Annotated in this window: 14 protein-coding genes, 1 tRNA gene and 1 pseudogene; 13 read left to right on the forward strand and 3 right to left on the reverse strand. The window is 71.7% G+C overall.

Features of this window, described 5'->3' with window-relative positions:
• Positions 1-64: 64 nt before the first annotated feature.
• Positions 65-2,304, reverse strand: a pseudogene (locus AC3CH1_RS18965) (ATP-binding protein).
• A gap of 288 nt (positions 2,305-2,592) precedes the next feature.
• On the opposite strand from AC3CH1_RS18965, the gene AC3CH1_RS18970 reads away from it, so the two are divergent.
• Together AC3CH1_RS18970 and AC3CH1_RS18975 are read left to right on the forward strand one after the other, a co-directional pair.
• On the forward strand, positions 2,593-2,922 hold the full coding sequence (locus AC3CH1_RS18970; protein WP_488464021.1) for a hypothetical protein: 330 nt from the start codon (positions 2,593-2,595) through the stop codon (positions 2,920-2,922).
• A 216-nt stretch (positions 2,923-3,138) separates the two neighbouring features.
• On the forward strand, positions 3,139-3,732 hold the full coding sequence (locus tag AC3CH1_RS18975) for a hypothetical protein (protein ID WP_488464022.1): 594 nt from the start codon (positions 3,139-3,141) through the stop codon (positions 3,730-3,732).
• A gap of 64 nt (positions 3,733-3,796) precedes the next feature.
• On the opposite strand, the gene AC3CH1_RS18980 is transcribed toward AC3CH1_RS18975, so the two are convergent.
• Together AC3CH1_RS18980 and AC3CH1_RS18985 are read right to left on the reverse strand one after the other, a co-directional pair.
• Positions 3,797-5,461: an ATP-binding SpoIIE family protein phosphatase gene (locus AC3CH1_RS18980; RefSeq protein WP_488464441.1), complete on the reverse strand. Its 1,665-nt coding sequence runs from the start codon at positions 5,459-5,461 to the stop codon at positions 3,797-3,799.
• Positions 5,462-6,061: 600 nt separating this feature from the next.
• Positions 6,062-6,136 (reverse strand) — tRNA-Arg (locus AC3CH1_RS18985).
• Between the two features lie 212 nt (positions 6,137-6,348).
• On the opposite strand from AC3CH1_RS18985, the gene AC3CH1_RS18990 reads away from it, so the two are divergent.
• From AC3CH1_RS18990 to prfA, 11 genes are all read left to right on the forward strand, one after another.
• The gene (locus tag AC3CH1_RS18990; protein ID WP_488464023.1) at positions 6,349-6,762 is read left to right on the forward strand and encodes a response regulator; all 414 of its coding nucleotides are present in this window, start codon (positions 6,349-6,351) and stop codon (positions 6,760-6,762) included.
• A 137-nt stretch (positions 6,763-6,899) separates the two neighbouring features.
• Positions 6,900-8,177 carry an ArgS-related anticodon-binding protein NrtL gene (gene nrtL, locus AC3CH1_RS18995; RefSeq protein ID WP_488464024.1) on the forward strand — a complete coding sequence of 426 codons (1,278 nt, stop codon included), beginning with the start codon at positions 6,900-6,902 and terminating at the stop codon, positions 8,175-8,177.
• A 34-nt stretch (positions 8,178-8,211) separates the two neighbouring features.
• Positions 8,212-9,603 (forward strand): diaminopimelate decarboxylase, encoded by a 1,392-nt coding sequence (gene lysA / locus AC3CH1_RS19000; RefSeq protein ID WP_488464025.1) that lies wholly within the window; start codon positions 8,212-8,214, stop codon positions 9,601-9,603.
• A 149-nt stretch (positions 9,604-9,752) separates the two neighbouring features.
• A complete protein-coding gene (locus AC3CH1_RS19005) occupies positions 9,753-11,108 on the forward strand; it encodes a homoserine dehydrogenase (protein ID WP_488464026.1) in 1,356 nt (451 codons plus the stop codon).
• A gap of 6 nt (positions 11,109-11,114) precedes the next feature.
• Positions 11,115-12,185, forward strand: coding sequence for a threonine synthase (thrC, locus tag AC3CH1_RS19010; protein ID WP_488464027.1), 1,071 nt, complete (start codon positions 11,115-11,117; stop codon positions 12,183-12,185).
• Positions 12,186-12,593: 408 nt separating this feature from the next.
• Positions 12,594-13,511 (forward strand): homoserine kinase, encoded by a 918-nt coding sequence (gene thrB, locus AC3CH1_RS19015; RefSeq protein WP_488464028.1) that lies wholly within the window; start codon positions 12,594-12,596, stop codon positions 13,509-13,511.
• A gap of 390 nt (positions 13,512-13,901) precedes the next feature.
• A complete protein-coding gene (gene rho / locus AC3CH1_RS19020) occupies positions 13,902-15,980 on the forward strand; it encodes a transcription termination factor Rho (RefSeq protein ID WP_488464029.1) in 2,079 nt (692 codons plus the stop codon).
• Positions 15,981-16,177: 197 nt separating this feature from the next.
• Positions 16,178-17,851, forward strand: a complete 1,674-nt coding sequence (locus AC3CH1_RS19025) for a trypsin-like serine protease (protein ID WP_488464030.1) — start codon at positions 16,178-16,180, stop codon at positions 17,849-17,851.
• A 187-nt stretch (positions 17,852-18,038) separates the two neighbouring features.
• Entirely contained in the window at positions 18,039-19,142 is a 1,104-nt protein-coding gene (locus tag AC3CH1_RS19030; protein ID WP_488464031.1) for an LCP family protein, read from the forward strand.
• Positions 19,143-19,296: 154 nt separating this feature from the next.
• On the forward strand, positions 19,297-19,521 hold the full coding sequence (gene rpmE, locus AC3CH1_RS19035; protein ID WP_488464032.1) for a 50S ribosomal protein L31: 225 nt from the start codon (positions 19,297-19,299) through the stop codon (positions 19,519-19,521).
• A gap of 155 nt (positions 19,522-19,676) precedes the next feature.
• Positions 19,677-20,753: a peptide chain release factor 1 gene (prfA, locus tag AC3CH1_RS19040; protein ID WP_361877507.1), complete on the forward strand. Its 1,077-nt coding sequence runs from the start codon at positions 19,677-19,679 to the stop codon at positions 20,751-20,753.
• The last annotated feature ends 33 nt before the right edge of the window (positions 20,754-20,786 follow it).

Here is a 20,786-nt window from a genome sequence, read left to right on the forward strand (position 1 = left end):
TGGCGGGCCTGGACCCGGAGGCGTTCGACCCGGCCGCCGTACGGGTCGTCAGGACCGTACGCGACTACGCGCCGGCCCCGCCCCTACCCTCCCCGGACAGGCCCGGTCCCGGGGACGCGGGCGGGGAGCCCTCCGTCCCCGGCGGCTCCAGGGCACCGAGCCGGGCCGCCGCCCCGACCGCCTCCGCCGACCCCGAGCGGCCGACGGAGCGGTACAGGGACACCGCCTCCCGGTAGTACTGCCGGGCCTGCCACTGCTGCCCGCGCCGCTCGGAGAGCAGGGCGAGGCCTCCGAGCACGTGGGCCGCCTCGAACCCGGCGGCTTCCGCCCGCAACGCGGACAGCGCCGCCGACAGCTCGGCCTCCGCCCGGTCGAGCCTGCCCAGACCCACGCAGGCCCGGCCGGTCAGGCCGGCGGCGCGCGCCGCGTTGTACGTGTCGCCGGCCGCCTCCAGCGTGAGGCGGGCGGCTTCGGCCTCGACGGCGGCGATCTCGTACCGCTCCCGGGACAGGGCGATGTCGGCCAGATTGAACCGGGCCAGCGCACCGGCCCGGAGATCCCCGTGGGCGGGCAGCTCGGCGGCCGCCCGGGCGAAGTACTCGGCCGCGCGGTCCTGGTGCCCGAGCCGCTGATGGGCCAGCCCCCGGTAGTTCAGCGTCCGGGCGTGCCCGAGGGCGTCGCCGCGCTCCAGGAAGGAGGCGGCGGCCCGCTCGAACATGGCCAGCCCCTCGGCGTGATCACCGGTGGCGAGCCTCCCCAGGGCGCCGGAGGTCAGCATCCGGCAGGACGCCTCACCGTTTCCCGCCTCCTCGGCGGCCAGCAGCCCCTCCCGGTGCGCCTCGATCCACTCGCGGTACAGCTTGCGACGCGGGAACAGCGGCCACAACGCGTCGGTCAGCTGCCAGGCGAGCTCCGGAGCACCCATCGGGCGCGCGAGACGGACCACCGCCATCAGATTGGGCAGCTCCCGCTCCAGCCAGTCCAGCGCCGCTTCCGCCGCCGTCTGTCCGCCGACGGGATCGAAGTCCTCCTCCGCGACGGACCCCGCCTCCCCGCCCCGCCCGAACTCCCGCGCCGCACCGGCGCGTCCGGGCTCGATGATCTCCTCGGCCCGGCCGGCGGCGGCGAGATAGTGGTGGCCGATGCGCAGCAACGCGGCGGCCCGTTCGTCGCCGCTCTCGTCCTGAGCGGCCCGCGCGGCGGCGTGCAGCCGCACCAGATCGTGGAACCGGTAGCGCTCACCGCCCGACGCCTCGGCGACGTCGACGAGCAGATTCGCGTCGTGCAACGCGTCGAGCGCCTCGACGGCGTCCCCGCCCAGCAGCGTCCGCGCCACCGGGACGCCGAACTCCCTGCCCGGGTGGAGCCCCAGCAGCCGGTAGAGGCGGGCCGCCGTGGGGGCAGGCCCTGGTACGAGAGGTCCAGCGTCGCCCGCACGTCGTGGTCGCCCTCTATCGCCAGTGCCTCCAGCCGTTCGTGCTCCTCCGACAGGGCCCGGACCATCGCGGTGATGCCCTGACGGGGGCGGGCCGCCAGCCGCGCCCCGGCGATGCGCACCGCGAGCGGCAGCCCCGCGCAGAGCAGGACCAGGGCCCGCGCCTCCTCGGGCTGGGCGGCGACCCGGCCGTCGGCGAGGGTCGCGTCGAGCAGTTCGACCCCCGCCTCGGGGGAGAGGGGCTCCAGATGGATCACATGGCCCCCGTCGAGGCTCAGCCCCGGCATCCTCCGACGGCTGGTCACCGCCGTCACACACGGTCCCGCCGGCAACAGGGGCCGCACCTGGGCCGCGGTCGCCGCGTCGTCCAGCAGCACCACGAGCTGCCGGCCCGCCGTCAACGACCGGTAGAGCGCGACCCGTTCACCCAGAGCCGAAGGCACCTGACCGCTCGGGACGCCCAGCGCCCGCAGGAACCTGGCCACCACCTCTCCGGGGTCGGCGGGACCGTCCGGTGCCTGCGCGCCCAGATCGGCGTACAGTTGACCGCCGGGAAAGTGCGGGCGCAGCGTATGAAGCCAGGCCAGCGCGACCGCGGTCTTCCCCACCCCGCCCAGCCCGCTCACCGCCGCCAGCGTGGGATGCCCGTCCTCCGTGGCCCGGTCCCGGTGCGCCTCCAGGGCGCGGAGCTCGTCGGTGCGGTCGGTGATCCGGACCGAGGGCGGTAACTGCCAGGGTGGCGGTACCTCCTCCCGCGCCCCGGCCCCGGACACGTGGATCCCGCCGTGCACGCTCCCCGTCTGCACCACGAAACCGTGCACCGTGCCGCTCAGGTCGTTGGCGTTCGTGCTGTGCTCGTGCCCCCGCATGCGTCCCCCTCCGGACAGCCGAGTACCAGCTTTCACCAGACATCCTTTCCGTACAGGCGCTCGATACCCGGGCCCACGGCGATCGACCGCGGTGGCCGCATGCTCACCGGGGGAGCGCAGGACGGTTCGGCATATGCCTATCGGGTATGCGCTGCGTAACGGCGACCTTACGCGCCGCGCACACCAGCCCCGCCTTTTCACGCGTTCTCCGCCTTCGGCGCCGCGCGTTGTGGCACCGTGGATCGCTTGACGACCCGGATGTCCGGGCGTCCGCGTAGGGGGATCCTCATGCGATGTCGCACCGTCGCGGTCTCGGCCGCACTCGTCCTGTGCGTCACGGCGGGCGCAGCCGCCTGTTCGTCCCCGTCGGACACCGCCGACGCCACCCGTCCCGCCGGTCCCGCCACCTCTGCGACGCCTGTTCCCGTGGACGGCATGGCGGGCTCCCTCGAGACGGGCGAGCGTCGGGCCGGTCCGCCCGAGAAGGACGGCCGGGTCGGGGCGGGCCCCGCGAGGTGCGAGACCTCCGCCGCCGCGATCCCGGCGGAATGCGCCCTCGATCTCTCGTTCCACGGCTTCGCCGAGGGGGAGCCGGCCGGGGGGCCACCCGTGCGGTGACACCGGTTACCCAGGAGGGGCGGGCGCACGCAGGTGCGCCCGCCCCTCTTCCTGTGCCCGCGGCGTGCCTGCCGGGTGTGCATCGTTCGCACCAGGGGGCCCCCGCGTCACGGGAGCCCCTTCCATCCGTCACGACGATCTCTTAGTCTCACACTCTGTTCACATATTGGTATTTGATGACCTCGCAACAGAGGTCAGGCGCGGGGGTAGTGAAGCATGCGTGAAAAGTGGCGCTCGAAGGTGAGCGTTCTCGCCGGCGCGTCAGCATTCGCGGTCTCCGTGGTCACCGTGACGCCGGCGCTGGCCGACGACGTACCGGTGGGCCCCCAGGAAGTGCGGATGCCGGCGGACGTGCGGATCGTCGAAGGCGGGGCCACGGCGCCCGGGGAGACCGTCCCCTTCCCGGCGGGACCGGCAGGACCGGCGGAGCCGGCGGGACCGGTGGAAGGCGCGGCGCCGGGCGGACAGGCGGAAGCCGTGGCCGCCGCCGCTCCGTCGTCGAGCGTGTGCCTGGGTTCGACCGCCGCCTACGGCACCAGTGGGTGCTTCCAGCACAACGGCGACGTCGTCTGGGCGGGCGACACGAAGAAGGACGGCATGTCCGCGGCGGTCGGTGTCTACACCGACTACGGGCGCGCCGAGGAGGTCTGCGTCAACAAGCTGGGCGTGGACACCTGGGCGACCTGCAACAAGGACTACCGCGAGGACGGGAACGTACGTCTGCGGGTCCTGCGCTACGACGGCGACACGGGCAAGTTCTACCAGCCCGAGACCTGGTCCGGCTGGATCCCGGTCAACGGCAAGTTCTGACCGCCCACTTCGCGGGGGCGAGCCGGACCGCGCTCCGCCAGGGCGGCCCGACCGTCGACATCCGTCAGTCGGGGTCGAAAGCGGCGGCGGTGACGTCCTGTTCGGCCCAGACCAGTTTGCCGGTGGGCGTCCGGCAGGATCCCCAGCGCCGGCACAGCATGTTGATGAGCTGGAGGCCTCGGCCGCCTTCATCGCTGAGGGTCGGCGGCTGAATATGCGGGAGGTCCGCTCCCGTGTCGGTGACCTCGACCGTCACCCGGTCGTGACGCAGTAGCCGCAGCTGACCGGGGCCGCCTCCGTAACGCAGGGCGTTGCCGACCAGCTCGCTGACGACGAGCTCGGTGGTGTCGGCCAGCCCGGCCAGGTTCCACCGGCCGAGCTGCTCCCGCACCAGCCGACGGGCGGCGGAAGCAGCGGTGGCGTCGGACGGCAGCTCCCAGACGACGACGTCACCCTCGCCGGAGACGGGGCGGCTGGTGGACATCAGCATGACAGCCTCGTCGAAGCGGGTGCCGGGTCCCGCCCCGGACGTCACCAGAGTGCCCAGGAGAGCGGGATCCATCCGCTCCACGGTGTCGCGCAGCCTCTCCAGCTGGGTGTCCAGCTCATCCGTGCGGGTCTTGAACAACCCGTCGGTGTAGAGCACGAGCCGGCTTCCCGTGGGCGCCGGCAGACGGACAGAGGTATACGGGATGACGCCGGCGCCGAGCGGTGCGCCCAGCGGCACGTCGACGTACGTGGCGTGCCCCGCGTCGTCGACCAGCAACGGTGGCGGATGTCCCGCACTCGCCAGGGTGTATTCCCTGGTCGCAGGGTCGTACACCGCGCACAGGCAGGTGGCGACCTGGTCGTCGTCCAGGTCGCGGGCGGCCAGGTCCATGCGGGCGAGGGTGTGTTCGGGGGCGATGTCCAGGGCCATGAGCGTGCGCGCCACCGTACGCAGCCGCCCCATGGTCGCCGCGGCCGACAGGCCGTGGTTCATGACGTCACCGACGATCAGGGCGCTCCGGCCCCCCGGCAGAGCCACCACGTCGTACCAGTCCCCGCCGACGCCGCTCATGTCCGTCGGCGGGGCGTAGAAGGCGTCGACGTCCAGGCCCGGTGTGCTCGGCACGGCACGAGGGAGCAGGCTGCGCTGGAGGGCGACCAGGCGCTCCCGCTCCTGCCCGTACAGACGCGCGTTGTCCAGGAAGACAGCGGCCCGCGAGGCGAGTTGCATCGCGAGCGCGAGATCGGTGTCGGTGAAGGGAGGCCTGTTGCCCGCGCGAATGAAATCGGCCACACCGAGCAGTACGCCCCGAGAGATCAGCGGCACAGCCATGTAGCTGTGCACGCCCCCGTCGCGCAACAGCGCCGCCGCTTCGGGTGTAGGAGCCACCCACCCGTAGTCCTCGGCGCTCAACCGGGCGAGCAGCACGGGCTTCCGCTCGGTCAGGCAGCGGTCCACCGCTCTCTCCTGATAGACGGAGATCTCCCCGACCGTGTCCGGCTCCAGGTGCGCCAGCGCGTCGATGACGGTCACGGCGATGGCCCGGGTGTCGGTCGGCTGTGCGTCAGCCCGCACACCCTCCTCGCCACGAAGCACCGACTCGAGTAGATCGACGGCCCCGCCGTCCGCCAGCCGGGGCACGATGAACTCGACCAACTCCTGCGCCGTGCGCTCCAGATCGAGCGTGGTCCCGATGCTCGTACTCGCCTCGTTGAGCCACTCCAAGTGGTCGCGGATCACGGAACGGCCGGCCGATGCCGCGCTGCGACGGTGCCGGGAGAGCGCTGCGGCGGCCCCGCTCCGTGTGCGCAGGGGGCCCCGCCTGCGGTCGCCTTCTCGCACGAACCGAGCCTCCCGTCTGGCGCTTGCCTGGCCGGATTGAACCATACTCCCGCGCATACCCGGCGCGGCCCAGTCGGAGCGGAGGCAGATCACCAGGTCAGGCCCTCCGCGCCCCGATGGACCCATGGACGCGACCGGCCCGCCACAGACGCGACGACGAGCGACCGTCCGGCCGGGGCTCAGCCGGGCGCAACAGCACGGCCCGGGCCCGAACCGTTCCCGGCACCCGGTGGCACAGGCCGCGCCAACACCACGACGGAGGCGAGGAGCAACCCCCCGGTGGCCGACCAGCACCCGGCGAAGAGGGATGGGGTGGACGCCGCCCGGACACCTTCGCCGTCGGCCGTACCCGGTTCGGCAGTCCCACGGTGGCCGTCCCGGGGCCGCGGCCACTGGCATCTGCCGGGGCCGCGCCCACTGGCATCTGCCCACTCATGGAAACAGACCCCCCGATCTGGCTGAATGCCTGATCAGAGGGCCTGTATGGCACCTGAACTGTGGTGCCCCCGGCAGGATTCGAACCTGCGCACCCGGCTCCGGAGGCCGATGCTCTATCCCCTGAGCTACGGGGGCGTATCGCGGTGCTGCTCTGCGACGGGTGAAACACTACCAGCTCCCGCGGGGTGTCCGTGAACAGGTATTCCGCCGTGCCTCCGGGGCTCAATCGCCCCGGTCGGGCGGTCCGTGGGGGCCGTGGCCACCTCACGGGGGCGGAAGTGGACAAAACCCGGACGCCGCACCTCCGGCCGACCTACTCTCGAAGGGTGCCAGGGGCTTACGGCCGCGTGCTTGTTGTCGACGACAACAAGGTCATCCGGCAGCTGATCAGGGTCAATCTCGAGCTGGAGGGCTTCGAGGTCGTGACCGCGGCCGATGGTGTCGAGTGCCTGGACATGGTCGCGCGGGCCCGCCCCGACGCGATCACCCTCGATGTCGTGATGCCCCGGATGGACGGTCTGGAGACCGCCACCCGCCTGCGCTCCGACCCCCGGACCCGGCACCTGCCCATCGCCGTCATCAGCGCCTGTACGCCCTACGAGGTCGACGCGGGTGTGGCCGCCGGGGTCGACGCGTTCCTGGCGAAGCCGTTCGAGCCCAGCGAGCTGGTGCGGATCATGCGCCGGCTGGTGACGGGGGAGGAAGAGCCCTCGGTGGACGGTCGGCGCGGCGCCGGACGGGCGGGGAGCGCCACCGGCTGACCTGGGCGGCGAACCGGTCCCGGGCCGACCGGGGCGGTGCCGCAGGGTCCGGCCGAGCCGGGCGTCGGGCCGGTCCGGCCGACCGGATGGCGAAACCGGGTCGCGGAGTGCCCCCCTCTCTCACCTACGCTTGACCCGTGACCCCCGCCGACCTCTCCCGGACCGTGCTGCGCGCCGTGCGCCGCGCGGTCGACGAGGATGCCTTGCGCGCACCCGTGCCCGCGCGCGTGCGGGTGGAGAGGACACGGCCCGGCGGCAGCGGGGACTACGCCTGCGCCGTCGCGCTCCAGCTCGCCGGGGACGCCGCGCTGCCCGCCCTGGAGGTCGCCCGCATCCTGCGGGAACGCGTCGCCGCCGAACCCGGCGTCGGACGGGTCGAGATCACCGGACCGGGGTTCCTGAGCTTCACCCTCGACGCACCGGCCGCGGGCGACCGGGCCGTGCTCGACGCCGTACGGGAACAGGGCCTCGCGTACGGACACGGGGACGCGCTCCGGGACGAGATCCTCCAGTTCCACCACGCCCGGGAGGTCCGCGCCGCCGTCACCGCCCACGCCGTCCGCCGGCTCGCCATCGCCCAGGGCGCCCGGGTCCGGACCAGCTGCGAGGAGCCGTCCGACCCGGACTGGGCCCGCCTCGGCGTCACCGTCGACGCGCACGGGACGCCCCCCGTACCGCTCACCGGGATCCGGCCCGTCCCCGCCGGGGCCACCGCGGGGGAGCTGCTGGAGCGGCTCGGGTCCGACGCGGCCCGCTGGGGGCTCCTGCGGCCCGCCGGCCACGACCGCGCCGCCCTCGGCCCCGAACTGCTCGTCCAGGGCGAGGCGAACCCGCTCTTCCGGGTCCGCTACGCCCACGCCCGGGCCCGTGCGCTCACCCGCGGGGCCGCCCTCCTCGGCTTCACCGCCGAGCCCGCCCCGTACGGCGGGCCCGCCGCGCACCGCGGAAGCCACCCCGAGCCCGCCCCGTACGCCGAGCATGCGGCGCACCGCGGAAGCCACCCCGAGCCCGCCCCGGGCACCGAAGACCCCACCCCGTACGCCCAGCCCGCCGGGCACACCGGACCCGCCCCGCACGCCGCTTACGGCGAGAGCCGCGCCCCGTACAGCGACAGCCCCGCCGAGGGCCCCGCCCCGTACGGCAGCGCCGCCCGCCCCCTCCTCGACCTCATCGCCGACCACCCCGGCGTCCTGCTCGCAGCAGCCCGTCACCGCGCGCCCGACCGGGTCGCCCGGCAGCTGGAAGCCGTCGCGCACGCGTTCTTCGACTTCCACGACTCCTGCCCGCCCCTGCCCTCCGGTGACGAGAAACCCTCGGCCGCCCACCGCGCCCGGCTGGCTCTCGCCGAAGCCGCCGGGACGGTGCTGGCAGGCGGCCTGTCCCTGCTCGGCATCCGCGCGCCCGAACAGCTCTGACGCGATCAGACAGAGACCCGAAAGAACCATCACGATGAGCCGCTCCGCACACCCCGCTGGCCCCCGTCACGCCGACGTCCTCACCGAGGGGCACTACTCCGCGCCCGCCGCCGACCTCAACGTCCTCGACGAGAAGGTCTGGTCGCGCACCGTCACCCGCGACGCGGACGGCGCCCTCACCGTCGGCGGGATGACCGTCGCCCGGCTCGCGGAGGAGTTCGGCACGCCCGCCTACTTCCTCGACGAGAGCGACTTCCGGGCCCGCTGCCGCGCCTGGTCCGACGCCTTCGGACCGGACGCCGACGTCTTCTACGCCGGGAAGGCCTTCCTCTCCCGTGCCGTCGTGCGCTGGCTGAAGGAGGAGGGGCTGAACCTCGACGTCTGCTCCGGCGGGGAGCTGACCACCGCGCTCGACGCCGGTATGCCCGCCGAGCGCATCGCCTTCCACGGCAACAACAAGACCGTCGCCGAGATCGAGCGGGCCGTCGAGGCGGGCGTCGGGCGGATCGTGCTCGACTCCTTCCAGGAGATCGTCCGCGTCGCCCACATCGCCCAGCGGCACGGCGTCCGCCAGCGGGTGCAGATCCGCGTCACCGTCGGCGTCGAGGCCCACACCCACGAGTTCATCGCCACCGCGCACGAGGACCAGAAGTTCGGGATCGCGCTCGCCGACGGGCAGGCCGCCGAGGCCGTGCGCCGCACCCTCGCCCTCGACGGCCTCGAACTCATCGGCGTCCACTCGCACATCGGCTCGCAGATCTTCGACATGGCCGGCTTCGAGGTCTCCGCCCGCCGGGTGGTGCAGCTGCTCGCCGAGATCCGCGACGAGCACGGCGTCGAACTGCCCGAGATCGACCTCGGCGGCGGCCTCGGCATCGCGTACACCTCCGAGGACGACCCCCGCGAGCCGCACGAGATCGCCAAGGCGCTCAGCGACATCGTCACCCGCGAGTGCGAGGCCGCGAAGCTGCGCACCCCCCGGATCTCCGTCGAGCCGGGGCGTGCCATCGTCGGCCCCACCGCGTTCACGCTGTACGAGGTCGGCACGATCAAGCCCCTGGAGGGGCTGCGGACGTACGTCAGCGTCGACGGCGGCATGTCGGACAACATCCGCACCGCGCTGTACGACGCCGAGTACAGCGTCGCGCTCGTCTCCCGCACCTCGGACGCCGAACCGATGCTGGTCCGGGTCGTCGGCAAGCACTGCGAGAGCGGCGACATCGTGGTCAAGGACGCGTTCCTCCCCGCCGACCTGGCCCCCGGCGACCTGATCGCCGTCCCCGCCACCGGCGCGTACTGCCGTTCCATGGCCAGCAACTACAACCACGCACTGCGCCCGCCGGTCGTCGCGGTCCGCGACGGAGAGGCCCGCGTCATCGTCCGGCGCGAGACGGAGGAAGATCTCCTGCGCCTCGATGTCGGCTGATGAAATAGTCATCTCAGGATCCGGACGAGGGTCAGAAACTCCCGTCCGGTGAGTGAGACTGGTCCCCAATGAGCATGGCCCTCCGGCGATCGGGGGTGCGACGCCGCCCCCCAATCTCCGGAGGGTCCAGGTATGAGAAACGAGGTCGGATGATGCGTACGCGTCCGCTGAAGGTGGCGCTGCTGGGCTGTGGTGTGGTCGGCTCAGAGGTGGCGCGCATCATGACGACGCACGCCGACGACCTCGCGGCGCGCATCGGCGCGCCCGTCGAGCTCGTCGGCGTGGCCGTCCGCCGGCCCTCGAAGGTGCGTGAGGGCATCGACCCCGCGCTGATCACCACCGACGCCACAGCGCTCGTGGGGCGCGGCGACATCGACGTCGTCATCGAGGTCATCGGGGGCATCGAGCCGGCCCGGGCGCTCATCACCGCCGCCTTCGAGAACGGCGCGAGCGTCGTCTCCGCCAACAAGGCGCTGCTCGCCGAGGACGGCGCGGCCCTGCACGCCGCCGCCGAGAAGTACGGCCGCGACCTGTACTACGAGGCCGCCGTCGCCGGGGCCATCCCGCTGGTGCGGCCGCTGCGCGAGTCGCTCGCCGGGGACAAGGTCAACCGGGTGCTCGGCATCGTGAACGGCACGACCAACTTCATCCTCGACAAGATGGACACCAGCGGGGCCGGCTACTCCGAGGCGCTCGACGAGGCCACCGCCCTCGGGTACGCCGAGGCCGACCCGACCGCCGACGTCGAGGGCTTCGACGCCGCGGCGAAGGCCGCGATCCTCGCCGGGATCGCCTTCCACACCCGCGTGAAGATCGGCGACGTGCACCGCGAGGGCATCACCGAGGTCACCGCCGCCGACATCGCCTCGGCCCGCCGGATGGGCTGCACCGTCAAACTGCTGGCCATCTGCGAGCGCGCCGCCGACGGGGCCTCCGTCACCGCCCGCGTCCACCCCGCGATGATCCCGCTCAGCCACCCGCTGGCCTCGGTCCGCGAGGCGTACAACGCGGTCTTCATCGAGGCCGACGCGGCCGGGCAGCTCATGTTCTACGGGCCCGGCGCCGGCGGCTCGCCGACCGCCTCCGCGGTCCTCGGCGACCTCGTCGCGGTCTGCCGCAACAAACTGGGCGAGGCCACCGGCCCCGGTGAGTCCGCCTACACGCGCCTGCCGGTCAGCCCCATGGGCGAAGTCGTCACGCGCTACCACATCAGCCTCGACGTGGCCGACAAGCCGGGCGTGCTCGCCCAGGTGGCAACGGTCTTCGCCGAGCAGGGCGTATCGATCGATACCGTCCGCCAGCAAGGACGAAGTTCAGGCAGCGGCGACGAAGGCGCCATCGAGCAGGGTGGCGGCGGGCGACGGGTGGGCGGAGGCGGCGAGGCGTCCCTCGTCGTCGTCACCCACCGCGCGCCCGACGCCGCCCTCTCCGGGACCGTCGAAGCGCTGCGCAAGCTCGACACCGTGCGCGGTGTCGCCAGCATCATGCGTGTTGAAGGGGAGTAAGGACCCATGACCAGCAAGGGCACCCACCAGTGGCGCGGCATCATCGAGGAGTACCGGGACCGGCTTCCGGTCACGGCGACGACTCCGGTCGTCACGCTTCGTGAAGGCGGTACGCCGCTCGTTCCGGCGCAGGTCCTCTCCGAGCGCACGGGATGCGAGGTGCACCTCAAGGTCGAGGGCGCCAACCCCACCGGTTCGTTCAAGGACCGCGGCATGACCATGGCCATCACCCGGGCCAAGGAGGAGGGGGCGAAGGCCGTCATCTGCGCCTCCACCGGCAACACCTCGGCCTCCGCCGCGGCGTACGCCGTGCGCGCGGGGATGGTCTGCGCCGTCCTCGTACCGCAGGGGAAGATCGCGCTCGGCAAGATGGGCCAGGCGCTCGTGCACGGCGCCAAGATCCTCCAGGTCGACGGCAACTTCGACGACTGCCTGACCCTGGCCCGCTCGCTCTCGGACAACTACCCGGTGGCGCTGGTCAATTCGGTCAATCCAGTCCGTATCGAAGGCCAGAAGACCGCCGCGTTCGAGATCGTCGACGCGCTCGGCGACGCCCCCGACATTCACGTCCTGCCGGTCGGGAACGCGGGCAACATCACCGCGTACTGGAAGGGATACACCGAGTACGCCGGTGACGCCGTCTCGACCCGTTCCCCGCGTATGTGGGGCTTCCAGGCCTCCGGCTCCGCGCCCATCGTGCGCGGCGAGATCGTCAAGGACCCCTCGACCATCGCCACCGCGATCCGTATCGGCAACCCGGCCTCCTGGAACTACGCACTAGCCGCACGCGACGAGTCGGGCGGCTTCATCGACGAGGTGACGGACCGGCAGATCCTGTCCGCGTACCGGCTGTTGGCCTCCCAGGAGGGCGTCTTCGTGGAGCCCGCATCGGCCGCCTCCGTCGCCGGCCTGCTCAAGGCCGCCGAGGAGGGCAAGGTCGACCCCGGCCAGCGCATCGTCTGCACGGTCACCGGCAACGGCCTCAAGGACCCCGACTGGGCCGTCGCGGGCGCACCGCAGCCGGTCACCGTCCCGGTCGACGCGGCCACCGCCGCCGAGAAGCTCGGCCTCGTCTGATCCGGTCCCGGGCCGGGCGTCGGCACGCGCCGCGGCCGGTCCGGGAAACCGCGACAACCCGCTCAACCAGCCCCTTTCCGGGGCGAGAGCGCATGGGAGGCGGGCGACACGCATCGTGCGCCTCCTGTGCGCCCTATGTCGCCACAGAACCTTCCTTCGATAAGCTGTACCCCATCCGCCCGGCATCCGCCCGCCGGACCGCCATGCCCGCGGTCCCCGTAACGGCCGCCGGGCCGGTCGCCGGATTCCCGCATCGATTCGGAGCCCTCCGCACAGCCGCGACCCCCACCGCCATGACCCCCCGCCGATCGCCCCCTGAACACCACCCCTCAGCACCGCCCTCACGCCCCGCCGCCGCAGAGCCACCCGCACTGCATCCCCGCCGCCTTACAAGGAGTGGTCCGACCGATGGCCGGTCCCGCGTTCCGAGCCGCCGCCGTCAGGGTGCGCGTCCCCGCAACCAGCGCCAACCTGGGGCCGGGTTTCGACGCCCTGGGCCTCTCGCTGGGGCTGTACGACGACGTCGTCGTCCGGGTCGCCGACTCCGGGCTGCACATCGACATCGCAGGTGAGGGCGGTGACACGCTGCCCCGCGACGAGAGCCACCTGCTCGTGCGCTCCCTGCGCACCGCGTTCGACCTGCTCGGCGGCCAGCCCCGCGGGCTGGAGATCGTCTGCGCCAACCGCATCCCGCACGGCCGCGGTCTCGGCTCCTCCTCCGCCGCCATCTGCGCCGGAATCGTCGCCGCCCGCGCCGTGACGACGGGCGGCGACGCCCGCCTCGACGACGCGGCCCTGCTGGAGCTGGCGACCGAGATCGAGGGACACCCCGACAACGTCGCGGCCTGTCTGCTCGGCGGCTTCACGCTCGCCTGGATGGACGGCGGCGCGGCCCGGGCGATCCGGATGGACCCCGCCGAATCCGTCGTCCCGGTGGTCTTCGTACCCGGGCGCCCGGTGCTCACCGAGACGGCGCGCGGCCTGCTCCCGCGCACCGTCCCGCACGTCGACGCGGCCCTCAACGCCGGCCGGGCGGCCCTGCTCGTCGAGGCCCTGACCCGCCGCCCGGAGCTGCTGCTCGCCGCCACCGAGGACCGGATCCACCAGGAATACCGGGCCCCCGCCATGCCGGAGAGCGTGGAACTGGTCAACCGCCTGCGCGCAGACGGCGTGCCCGCGGTCATCTCCGGCGCGGGACCCACGGTCCTCGCGCTGACGGAGGAAGGCTCGGCCGACAAGGTGGCCCGACTGGCGGGGGAGGGCTGGGCGGCGAACCGGCTGGCCCTCGACGCGACGGGCGCCAGCGTGCTGCCGCTGGCGGCGTGACCGCATGTGATTACCGGTGAGCGAGAGGGGAATGTTTGTTGGAGCCGGTAGTGTTAACCTCAAGTCTGCAACCGACGTCTTTGAGGCGCGTTGCTTCGTGTCCCCCTCCGGGACCACCATTCTTCCGGGAGCCTCCCCAACTGCCTGAGCAGCCTGCCTGAGCAGTTTCGAGCACGCTCCGGAACCGGCACGACACCCCTCGCTCGTCCAGGAGTGGGCCGAGCAGGGGGATCTCGCGCCGGACCCCGCACGTTCATCTCTCCGCCGTACACCCGGCGGACCACCGCCCCGGCAAGGTCCGCGATCCAGCAAGATCAACAGACCGCAGTCGGACAGCACAACCGGTCGCCGAGCCAGAAGGCCGACGTCCGCTCCAGGGAAGGACCCTTCGTGAGCGACACCACCGATCTGATGGGCGTGACTGCCGACAAGAGCGTCGACAGCGCCGCGCCCGCCGAAGGTGCTGCCACTGGCACCACCGCACGGCGCCGCCGCTCCGGCACCGGCCTCGAGGGCATGGTCCTGGCCGAGCTGCAGCAGGTCGCGTCCGGCCTCGGCATCAGGGGCACTGCGCGGATGCGCAAGAGCCAGCTGATCGAGGTCATCAAGGAGGCGCAGGCGGGTGGCGGATCCGCCGCCCCCAAGGCCTCCTCCAAGGCCACAGAGGCCCCCGCCGAGGCGGAGAGCAAGCCGAAGCGCCGCGCGACCTCGAAGGCGCGCACCGGGGACGAGGCCGCCGCTGCCGCCGCCGAGAAGGACACGGCCCAGCAGCAGATCGAGATCCCCGGTCAGCCGGCCAGCGACGACCAGCCCGCGGGCGAGCGTCGTCGCCGCCGTGCGACCGCGCAGGCGGGCAGCCCCGACACCAAGACCGAGGCGAAGACCGAGGTCAAGGCCAAGGCGGAGCCCCAGGCCGAGCAGAAGACCGAGGAGCGCGGCGAGCCGAAGGGCGACGCCAAGGCCGAGGCGGCGGCCGACACGGCCGAGGGCCGTCGCGGCGACCGCCAGGGCCGCGGTGAGCGGGGCGACCGAGGTGAGCGCGGCGAGCGTCGTGAGCGTCAGCGCGACCGCCGCGGCAAGGGCGACGACCAGGGCCAGCAGGGCGGCGGCGGGCAGCGCCCGCAGCGCCAGGGCCAGGGCGGGGGTGGTCAGGGCCAGGGACAGAGCCAGGGCCAGAGCCAGGGCCAGCAGAACCGTGACACCGGTCCGCAGGACGACTTCGACGACGAGGCGGGCGGCCGTCGCGGCCGTCGCGGCCGCTACCGCGACCGCCGTGGCCGTCGCGGGCGCGACGACTTCGCCAGCGATGTGCAGGTGGCCGACGACGACGTCCTGATCCCCGTCGCGGGCATCCTGGACATCCTCGACAACTACGCGTTCATCCGGACCTCCGGCTACCTGCCGGGCCCGAACGACGTGTACGTCTCGCTCGCCCAGGTCCGCAAGAACGGCCTGCGCAAGGGCGACCACGTCACCGGCGCGGTGCGCCAGCCCAAGGACGGCGAGCGGCGCGAGAAGTTCAACGCGCTGGTCCGCCTCGACTCGGTCAACGGCATGGCCCCGGAGTCGGGCCGCGGTCGCCCCGAGTTCCAGAAGCTGACCCCGCTCTACCCGCAGGACCGGCTCCGTCTGGAGACCGACTCCAACATCCTGACGACGCGGATCGTCGACCTGGTGGCCCCGATCGGCAAGGGTCAGCGCGGGCTCATCGTGGCCCCGCCGAAGACCGGCAAGACCATGATCCTGCAGGCCATCGCCAACGCGATCACGGTCAACAGCCCCGAGTGCCACCTGATGGTCGTCCTGGTCGACGAGCGTCCGGAAGAGGTCACCGACATGCAGCGGTCGGTGAAGGGCGAGGTCATCTCCTCGACCTTCGACCGTCCCGCCGAGGACCACACCACCGTCGCCGAGCTGGCCATCGAGCGCGCGAAGCGTCTCGTCGAGCTGGGTCACGACGTGGTCGTCCTGCTCGACTCGATCACCCGCCTGGGCCGCGCGTACAACCTCGCGGCGCCGGCCTCCGGCCGCATCCTGTCCGGTGGTGTCGACTCGACCGCGCTCTACCCCCCGAAGCGCTTCTTCGGCGCCGCGCGCAACATCGAGGACGGCGGCTCGCTGACCATCCTCGCCACCGCGCTCGTCGAGACCGGATCGCGCATGGACGAGGTGATCTTCGAGGAGTTCAAGGGCACCGGCAACATGGAGCTCAAGCTCGACCGGAAGCTCTCGGACAAGCGCATCTTCCCGGCGGTGGACGTCGACGCGTCCTCCACCCGTAAGGAAGAGATCCTGCTCGGCACCGACGAGCTGGCGGTCGTCTGGAAGCTGCGCCGGGTGCTGCACGCGCTCGACCAGCAGCAGGCGATCGAGCTCCTCCTGGACCGGATGAAGAAGACCCAGTCCAACGCGGAGTTCCTGCTCCAGATCCAGAAGACGACGCCGGGCAGCGGAAACGGCAACGACTGACCGCCGCTTCGCCGTTCCGGCAACTGCCCTGTGAATCCGCCCCGTTACTCAAGTGACGGGGCGGATTCCTGCATGTAATATCAATCTGCCGACAATCTCCCCCCACTTGCGGCACTTCACTCGATGCCCTTGAAAAACGGGAGACTTGCGTGCGCATATCGCGCCATGCCGGATCAGTACGAATAGCCGGTCGTCTGGTGGCGGTTGCCGCCGCCGCACTGGCGTTGTTGGGTGGGGGCCTGACGGCCGGAGCCCAGGCGGCCGAGGGCGGTGAGCGATTCTTGCCGCCAAAGGGCGTCGAGGTGGTCAGCCCGCAGAAGCTCTCGCCGAAGATCATCGGTGGGACGAACACCGCCTTCAAGGACGCGCCCTGGATGGTGCAGCTCCTCTTCGAGTACGACAACGACGGTATCTTCTACTTCTCCTGCGGTGGCACCCTCGTGGCCCCCAACAAGGTGATGACGGCCGCCCATTGCGTCACTGACGAGAATGGCAAGGCCCTCGACATGGTGGGCCGCGGACTCGTGCTGGCGGGAACCGCGAAGCTGGCTGGCGGACCCAATGACGAAGGCACCGCCGTCGGCATTTCGCGCTCGTATTTCGCGGGTTCGTACAACGCGGCCGAGATCGACAACGACATCGCGCTGCTGACGCTTTCCAAGCCGCTGCCCTACAAGTCGGCGCAGCCCGCTTCGTACGGTGACACCGCGCGTTACGCCCCGGGCACGACCGCCACCACCTACGGCTGGGGCATGACCGGTTCCGACTGGGACTTCTCCCCCCTGTCTGACACCTTGCTGCGGCTGGAGCAGCCCCTGCGCTCGGATGCCGAGTGCTCCGAGAATCTCGACGGGGCCATCGGCGTCCCGGGCGCCTACAAGCCTGGTCATATGATCTGTGCAGGCGTCGGGGGTACCGGCAGCGACTCCACCGGACAGGCCACCTGCCCCGGCGACTCCGGCAGTCCGATGTTCGTCACCGGGCGCATCATCGGCATCACCTCCTGGGGCCCCGCCACCGACTCTCAGGCGTGCAACCTCAGGGGAACGTACGACGCCTACACGAAGGTCTCGACCTACTACCGGTCGATCCAGCCTCGCATCGACGACACCAGCTTCAGCGGTGACCACCGGGCCGATCTGTTCGCCCGGTCCACCGGTGCCACGGCATACACCTTCCCCTCGTCCGGCGAGAAGCTCGCGGCACGCAAGGTTTTCGCCGGCTCCTACAGCGCGTACAACCTGTTCATCCAGACCGACCTCGACCGGGATGGCTACCAGGACCTGATCGCGCGTGAAGCGTCTACGGGAGACATCTACTGGCTGCACCGCTCGGTGAGCAGCGCGACGTACGCGAGGACGAAGATTTTCAGCAACTGGAAGACGGTCCGGACGATCGTCGCCCCCGGTGACGTGAACAACGACGGCAAGGGCGACATCCTCGCGGTCACCGCCACGGGCGATCTCATGACCTACCCGAGCTACGGCAACGGGAAGTTCAACACAGCGGTCAAGTCGGCGACCGGGTACCAGGTCTACAACCAGATGCGGGGCCACGGCGACCTCACCTACGACGGCAAGAACGATCTGCTTGCCCGACGCGGCGGCACCAACGACCTCTACCTGATCAAGGGCACAGGCAAGTCCACCGCCCCCTTCGAGGAGCCGGTCAAGGTCCGCAGCAACTGGTCCGCCTACGACCTCCTGGTCACCCCGGGGGATGTGAACGGGGACGCGAAGGCCGACCTCGTGGCCCGCTCCACCTCCGGTGACCTGTACCTCCTCAAGGGCACGGGCCAGGCCACCTCGGAGATCTTCGCCACACAGATCAAGCTCGGCAGCGGTTGGAAGAGCTACTACACCGTCGGCTGAAACCGCAGGTGAGCGTTTTTTTCACCGCTCACCCGCCCCTCCTCCTGTGGCCCCCGTCCTCCGACGGGGGCCACAGGCGCGTATGCAACCCTTCTTGCTGCTTCGGCCGTCCCACCAGGAGAGGCCGACCGCGCGTGGAACACCACGGCAGGGGGGCAGACGGGCCACAGGAGCGACGAGGAGACGCGTGAGCGAGCAGAGCAGGAGCACCGGTCGCATACGCGGCACCGGCAGCCGACGGAGGAAGCCGTCCCGCCGGCACCGTGCCAAGGTCGTCGCGGCCTGGACGGCGGCGGGTGTCGTGGTCGTCGGCGGGGCCGGACTCGGATACGCCTACCTGGCGCTCGACGGCAACCTCTCCAGCATCGACATCGACGCCAAGCTCGGCACCGACCGTCCCGACGACGTGGACGACGGCTCGCAGGACATCCTGGTGCTGGGCTCCGACTCGCGCTCCGGCGACAACGGGAAGTACGGCGAGGACGAGGGCGCGGCCCGCTCCGACACGGCGATGGTCATGCACATCGACAAGGGCCACAAGTCCGCGAGCGTCGTCTCGATACCCCGCGACACCCTGACAGAGCGCCCCGCCTGCGAGAGCGACACCACCGGCGACGAGGTCCCCGCCGAGCACCGGGCGATGTTCAACACCGCCTACGAGGTCGGCGGGCCCGCCTGCGCGGTGAAGACCGTCGAGTCGATGTCCGGCATCCGCATGGACCACTACCTGGAAGTCGACTTCACCGGCTTCAAGGAGCTCATCGACGAGCTCGGCGGCGTGGAGATCACCACGAGGACCGCGATCGACGACTCCAAGAGCCACCTCGATCTGGAGCCGGGCACCCACACGCTGAACGGCGAGGAGTCCCTCGGCCTCGTCCGTACGCGCAAGAGCGTCGGCGACGGCAGCGACCTCGGGCGCATCCAGCTCCAGCAGGCGTTCATCAAGGCGCTCATGGAGCAGGCGAAGAGCGTCGGGGTGCTCACCAGCCCCACCAAGCTCTACGGCCTCGCCGACGCCGCCACCAAGGCCGTCACCACCGACTCCGGGCTCGGCTCCGTGAAGAAGCTCACCGGTTTCGCCGGCGGCCTCAAGGGTCTGGACGCCAAGAACGTCCACATGGTGACCCTGCCCGTGGAGTACGACCCGGCCGACCCGAACCGGGTCCTGCCGCAGGAGAAGGCGGGCCGGCAGGTCTGGGCCGCCCTCAGACACGACCGGCCGATCCCCGCCTCCGCCACCGAGAAGTCGGCCGGCGACAAGGGCGACGCCGCCGAGGTCGTCGAGTAGCCACCCAACCGTCACGCTCCGTCGGGGAATACCTGCGCCCCGCCCCCGGTTTTGGGAGATACGGCCGGTCCTGGCAGACTGGTACGTCGGCCCCGGTTCACGGCCGCGCAATCCGCGCGGACGACCCGGCGCCCTCCCGAAACTAGGAGACACCTTGAAGCGCGAGATTCACCCCGAGTACGTCGAGACGCAGGTCAGCTGCACCTGCGGTGCGTCGTTCACCACCCGGAGCACCATCGACAGCGGCAACATCCGCGCCGACGTCTGCTCCGAGTGCCACCCGTTCTACACGGGCAAGCAGAAGATCCTCGACACCGGCGGCCGCGTGGCCCGCTTCGAGGCCCGCTTCGGCAAGGCTGCCGGCTCCGCCAGCAAGTAGCGAGCCACTGCGCCGGTTCTCGGCGCCCTCTTCCCGGGGGCGTCGGAACCGGCGTTTTTTCCGGTCGGTCCCCGGGGGAACCCCCGCCGGACGCCCCACCGGGCAGCACGCCCTCCAGCAGGCCCGCAGACGCACAACCAACCAGGAGCCCCCGAATGTTCGAGGCGGTCGAGGAACTGATCGGTGAACACACCGGTCTCGAGAAGAAGCTCGCCGACCCGTCGGTCCACGCCGACCAGGCCAACGCGCGCAAGCTGAACAAGCGCTACGCGGAGCTGACCCCGATCGTCTCCACGTACCGGAGCTGGAAGCAGACCGGCGAGGACATCGAGACCGCGCGCGAGTACGCCGCGGACGACCCCGACTTCGCCGCCGAGGCCAAGGACCTGGAGAAGCAGCGCGAAGAGCTCACCGAGAAGCTCCGCCTCCTCCTCGTCCCGCGCGACCCCAGCGACGACAAGGACGTGCTCCTGGAGATCAAGGCGGGCGCCGGCGGCGACGAGTCCGCCCTGTTCGCGGGCGACCTGCTGCGCATGTACCTGCGCTACGCCGAGCGCGTCGGCTGGAAGACCGAGATCATCGACTCCACCGAGTCCGAGCTCGGCGGCTACAAGGACGTCCAGGTCGCCGTGAAGACCAAGGGCGGCAACGGCGCCACCGAGCCCGGCCAGGGCGTCTGGGCCCGGATGAAGTACGAGGGCGGCGTGCACCGCGTTCAGCGCGTGCCCTCCACCGAGTCCCAGGGCCGCATCCACACCTCCGCCGCGGGCGTGCTCGTCACCCCCGAGGCCGAGGAGGTCGACGTCGAGATCCACGCCAACGACCTGCGCATCGACGTCTACCGCTCCTCGGGCCCCGGCGGCCAGTCCGTCAACACGACCGACTCCGCCGTCCGCATCACGCACCTGCCCACCGGCGTCGTCGCGTCCTGCCAGAACGAGAAGAGCCAGCTCCAGAACAAGGAGCAGGCCATGCGCATCCTGCGCTCCCGGCTGCTGGCCGCCGCCCAGGAGGCCGCCGAGCAGGAGGCCTCCGACGTACGCCGCAGCCAGGTCCGCACCGTCGACCGCTCCGAGAAGATCCGGACGTACAACTTCCCGGAAAACCGCATCTCGGACCACCGCGTCGGCTTCAAGGCGTACAACTTGGACCAGGTGCTCGACGGAGAGCTGGACGCCGTCATCCAGGCGTGCGTCGACGCCGACTCCGCCGCCAAGCTCGCCAACGCGTAAGCGACCCGCCCGCCCCGCACACCCGTAACCCGT

Source organism: Streptomyces sp. MGP-P1, assembly GCF_057766565.1.

Excerpts from the sequence above, each read along its gene's own strand:
- AC3CH1_RS18970 (WP_488464021.1), top strand. The coding sequence starts at position 2,593 with ATGCGATGTCGCACCGTCGCGGTCTCGGCCGCACTCGTCCTGTGCGTC.
- AC3CH1_RS18975 (WP_488464022.1), top strand. The coding sequence starts at position 3,139 with ATGCGTGAAAAGTGGCGCTCGAAGGTGAGCGTTCTCGCCGGCGCGTCA.
- lysA (WP_488464025.1), top strand. The coding sequence starts at position 8,212 with ATGAGCCGCTCCGCACACCCCGCTGGCCCCCGTCACGCCGACGTCCTC.
- AC3CH1_RS19005 (WP_488464026.1), top strand. The coding sequence starts at position 9,753 with ATGATGCGTACGCGTCCGCTGAAGGTGGCGCTGCTGGGCTGTGGTGTG.
- thrC (WP_488464027.1), top strand. The coding sequence starts at position 11,115 with ATGACCAGCAAGGGCACCCACCAGTGGCGCGGCATCATCGAGGAGTAC.
- thrB (WP_488464028.1), top strand. The coding sequence starts at position 12,594 with ATGGCCGGTCCCGCGTTCCGAGCCGCCGCCGTCAGGGTGCGCGTCCCC.
- prfA (WP_361877507.1), top strand. The coding sequence starts at position 19,677 with ATGTTCGAGGCGGTCGAGGAACTGATCGGTGAACACACCGGTCTCGAG.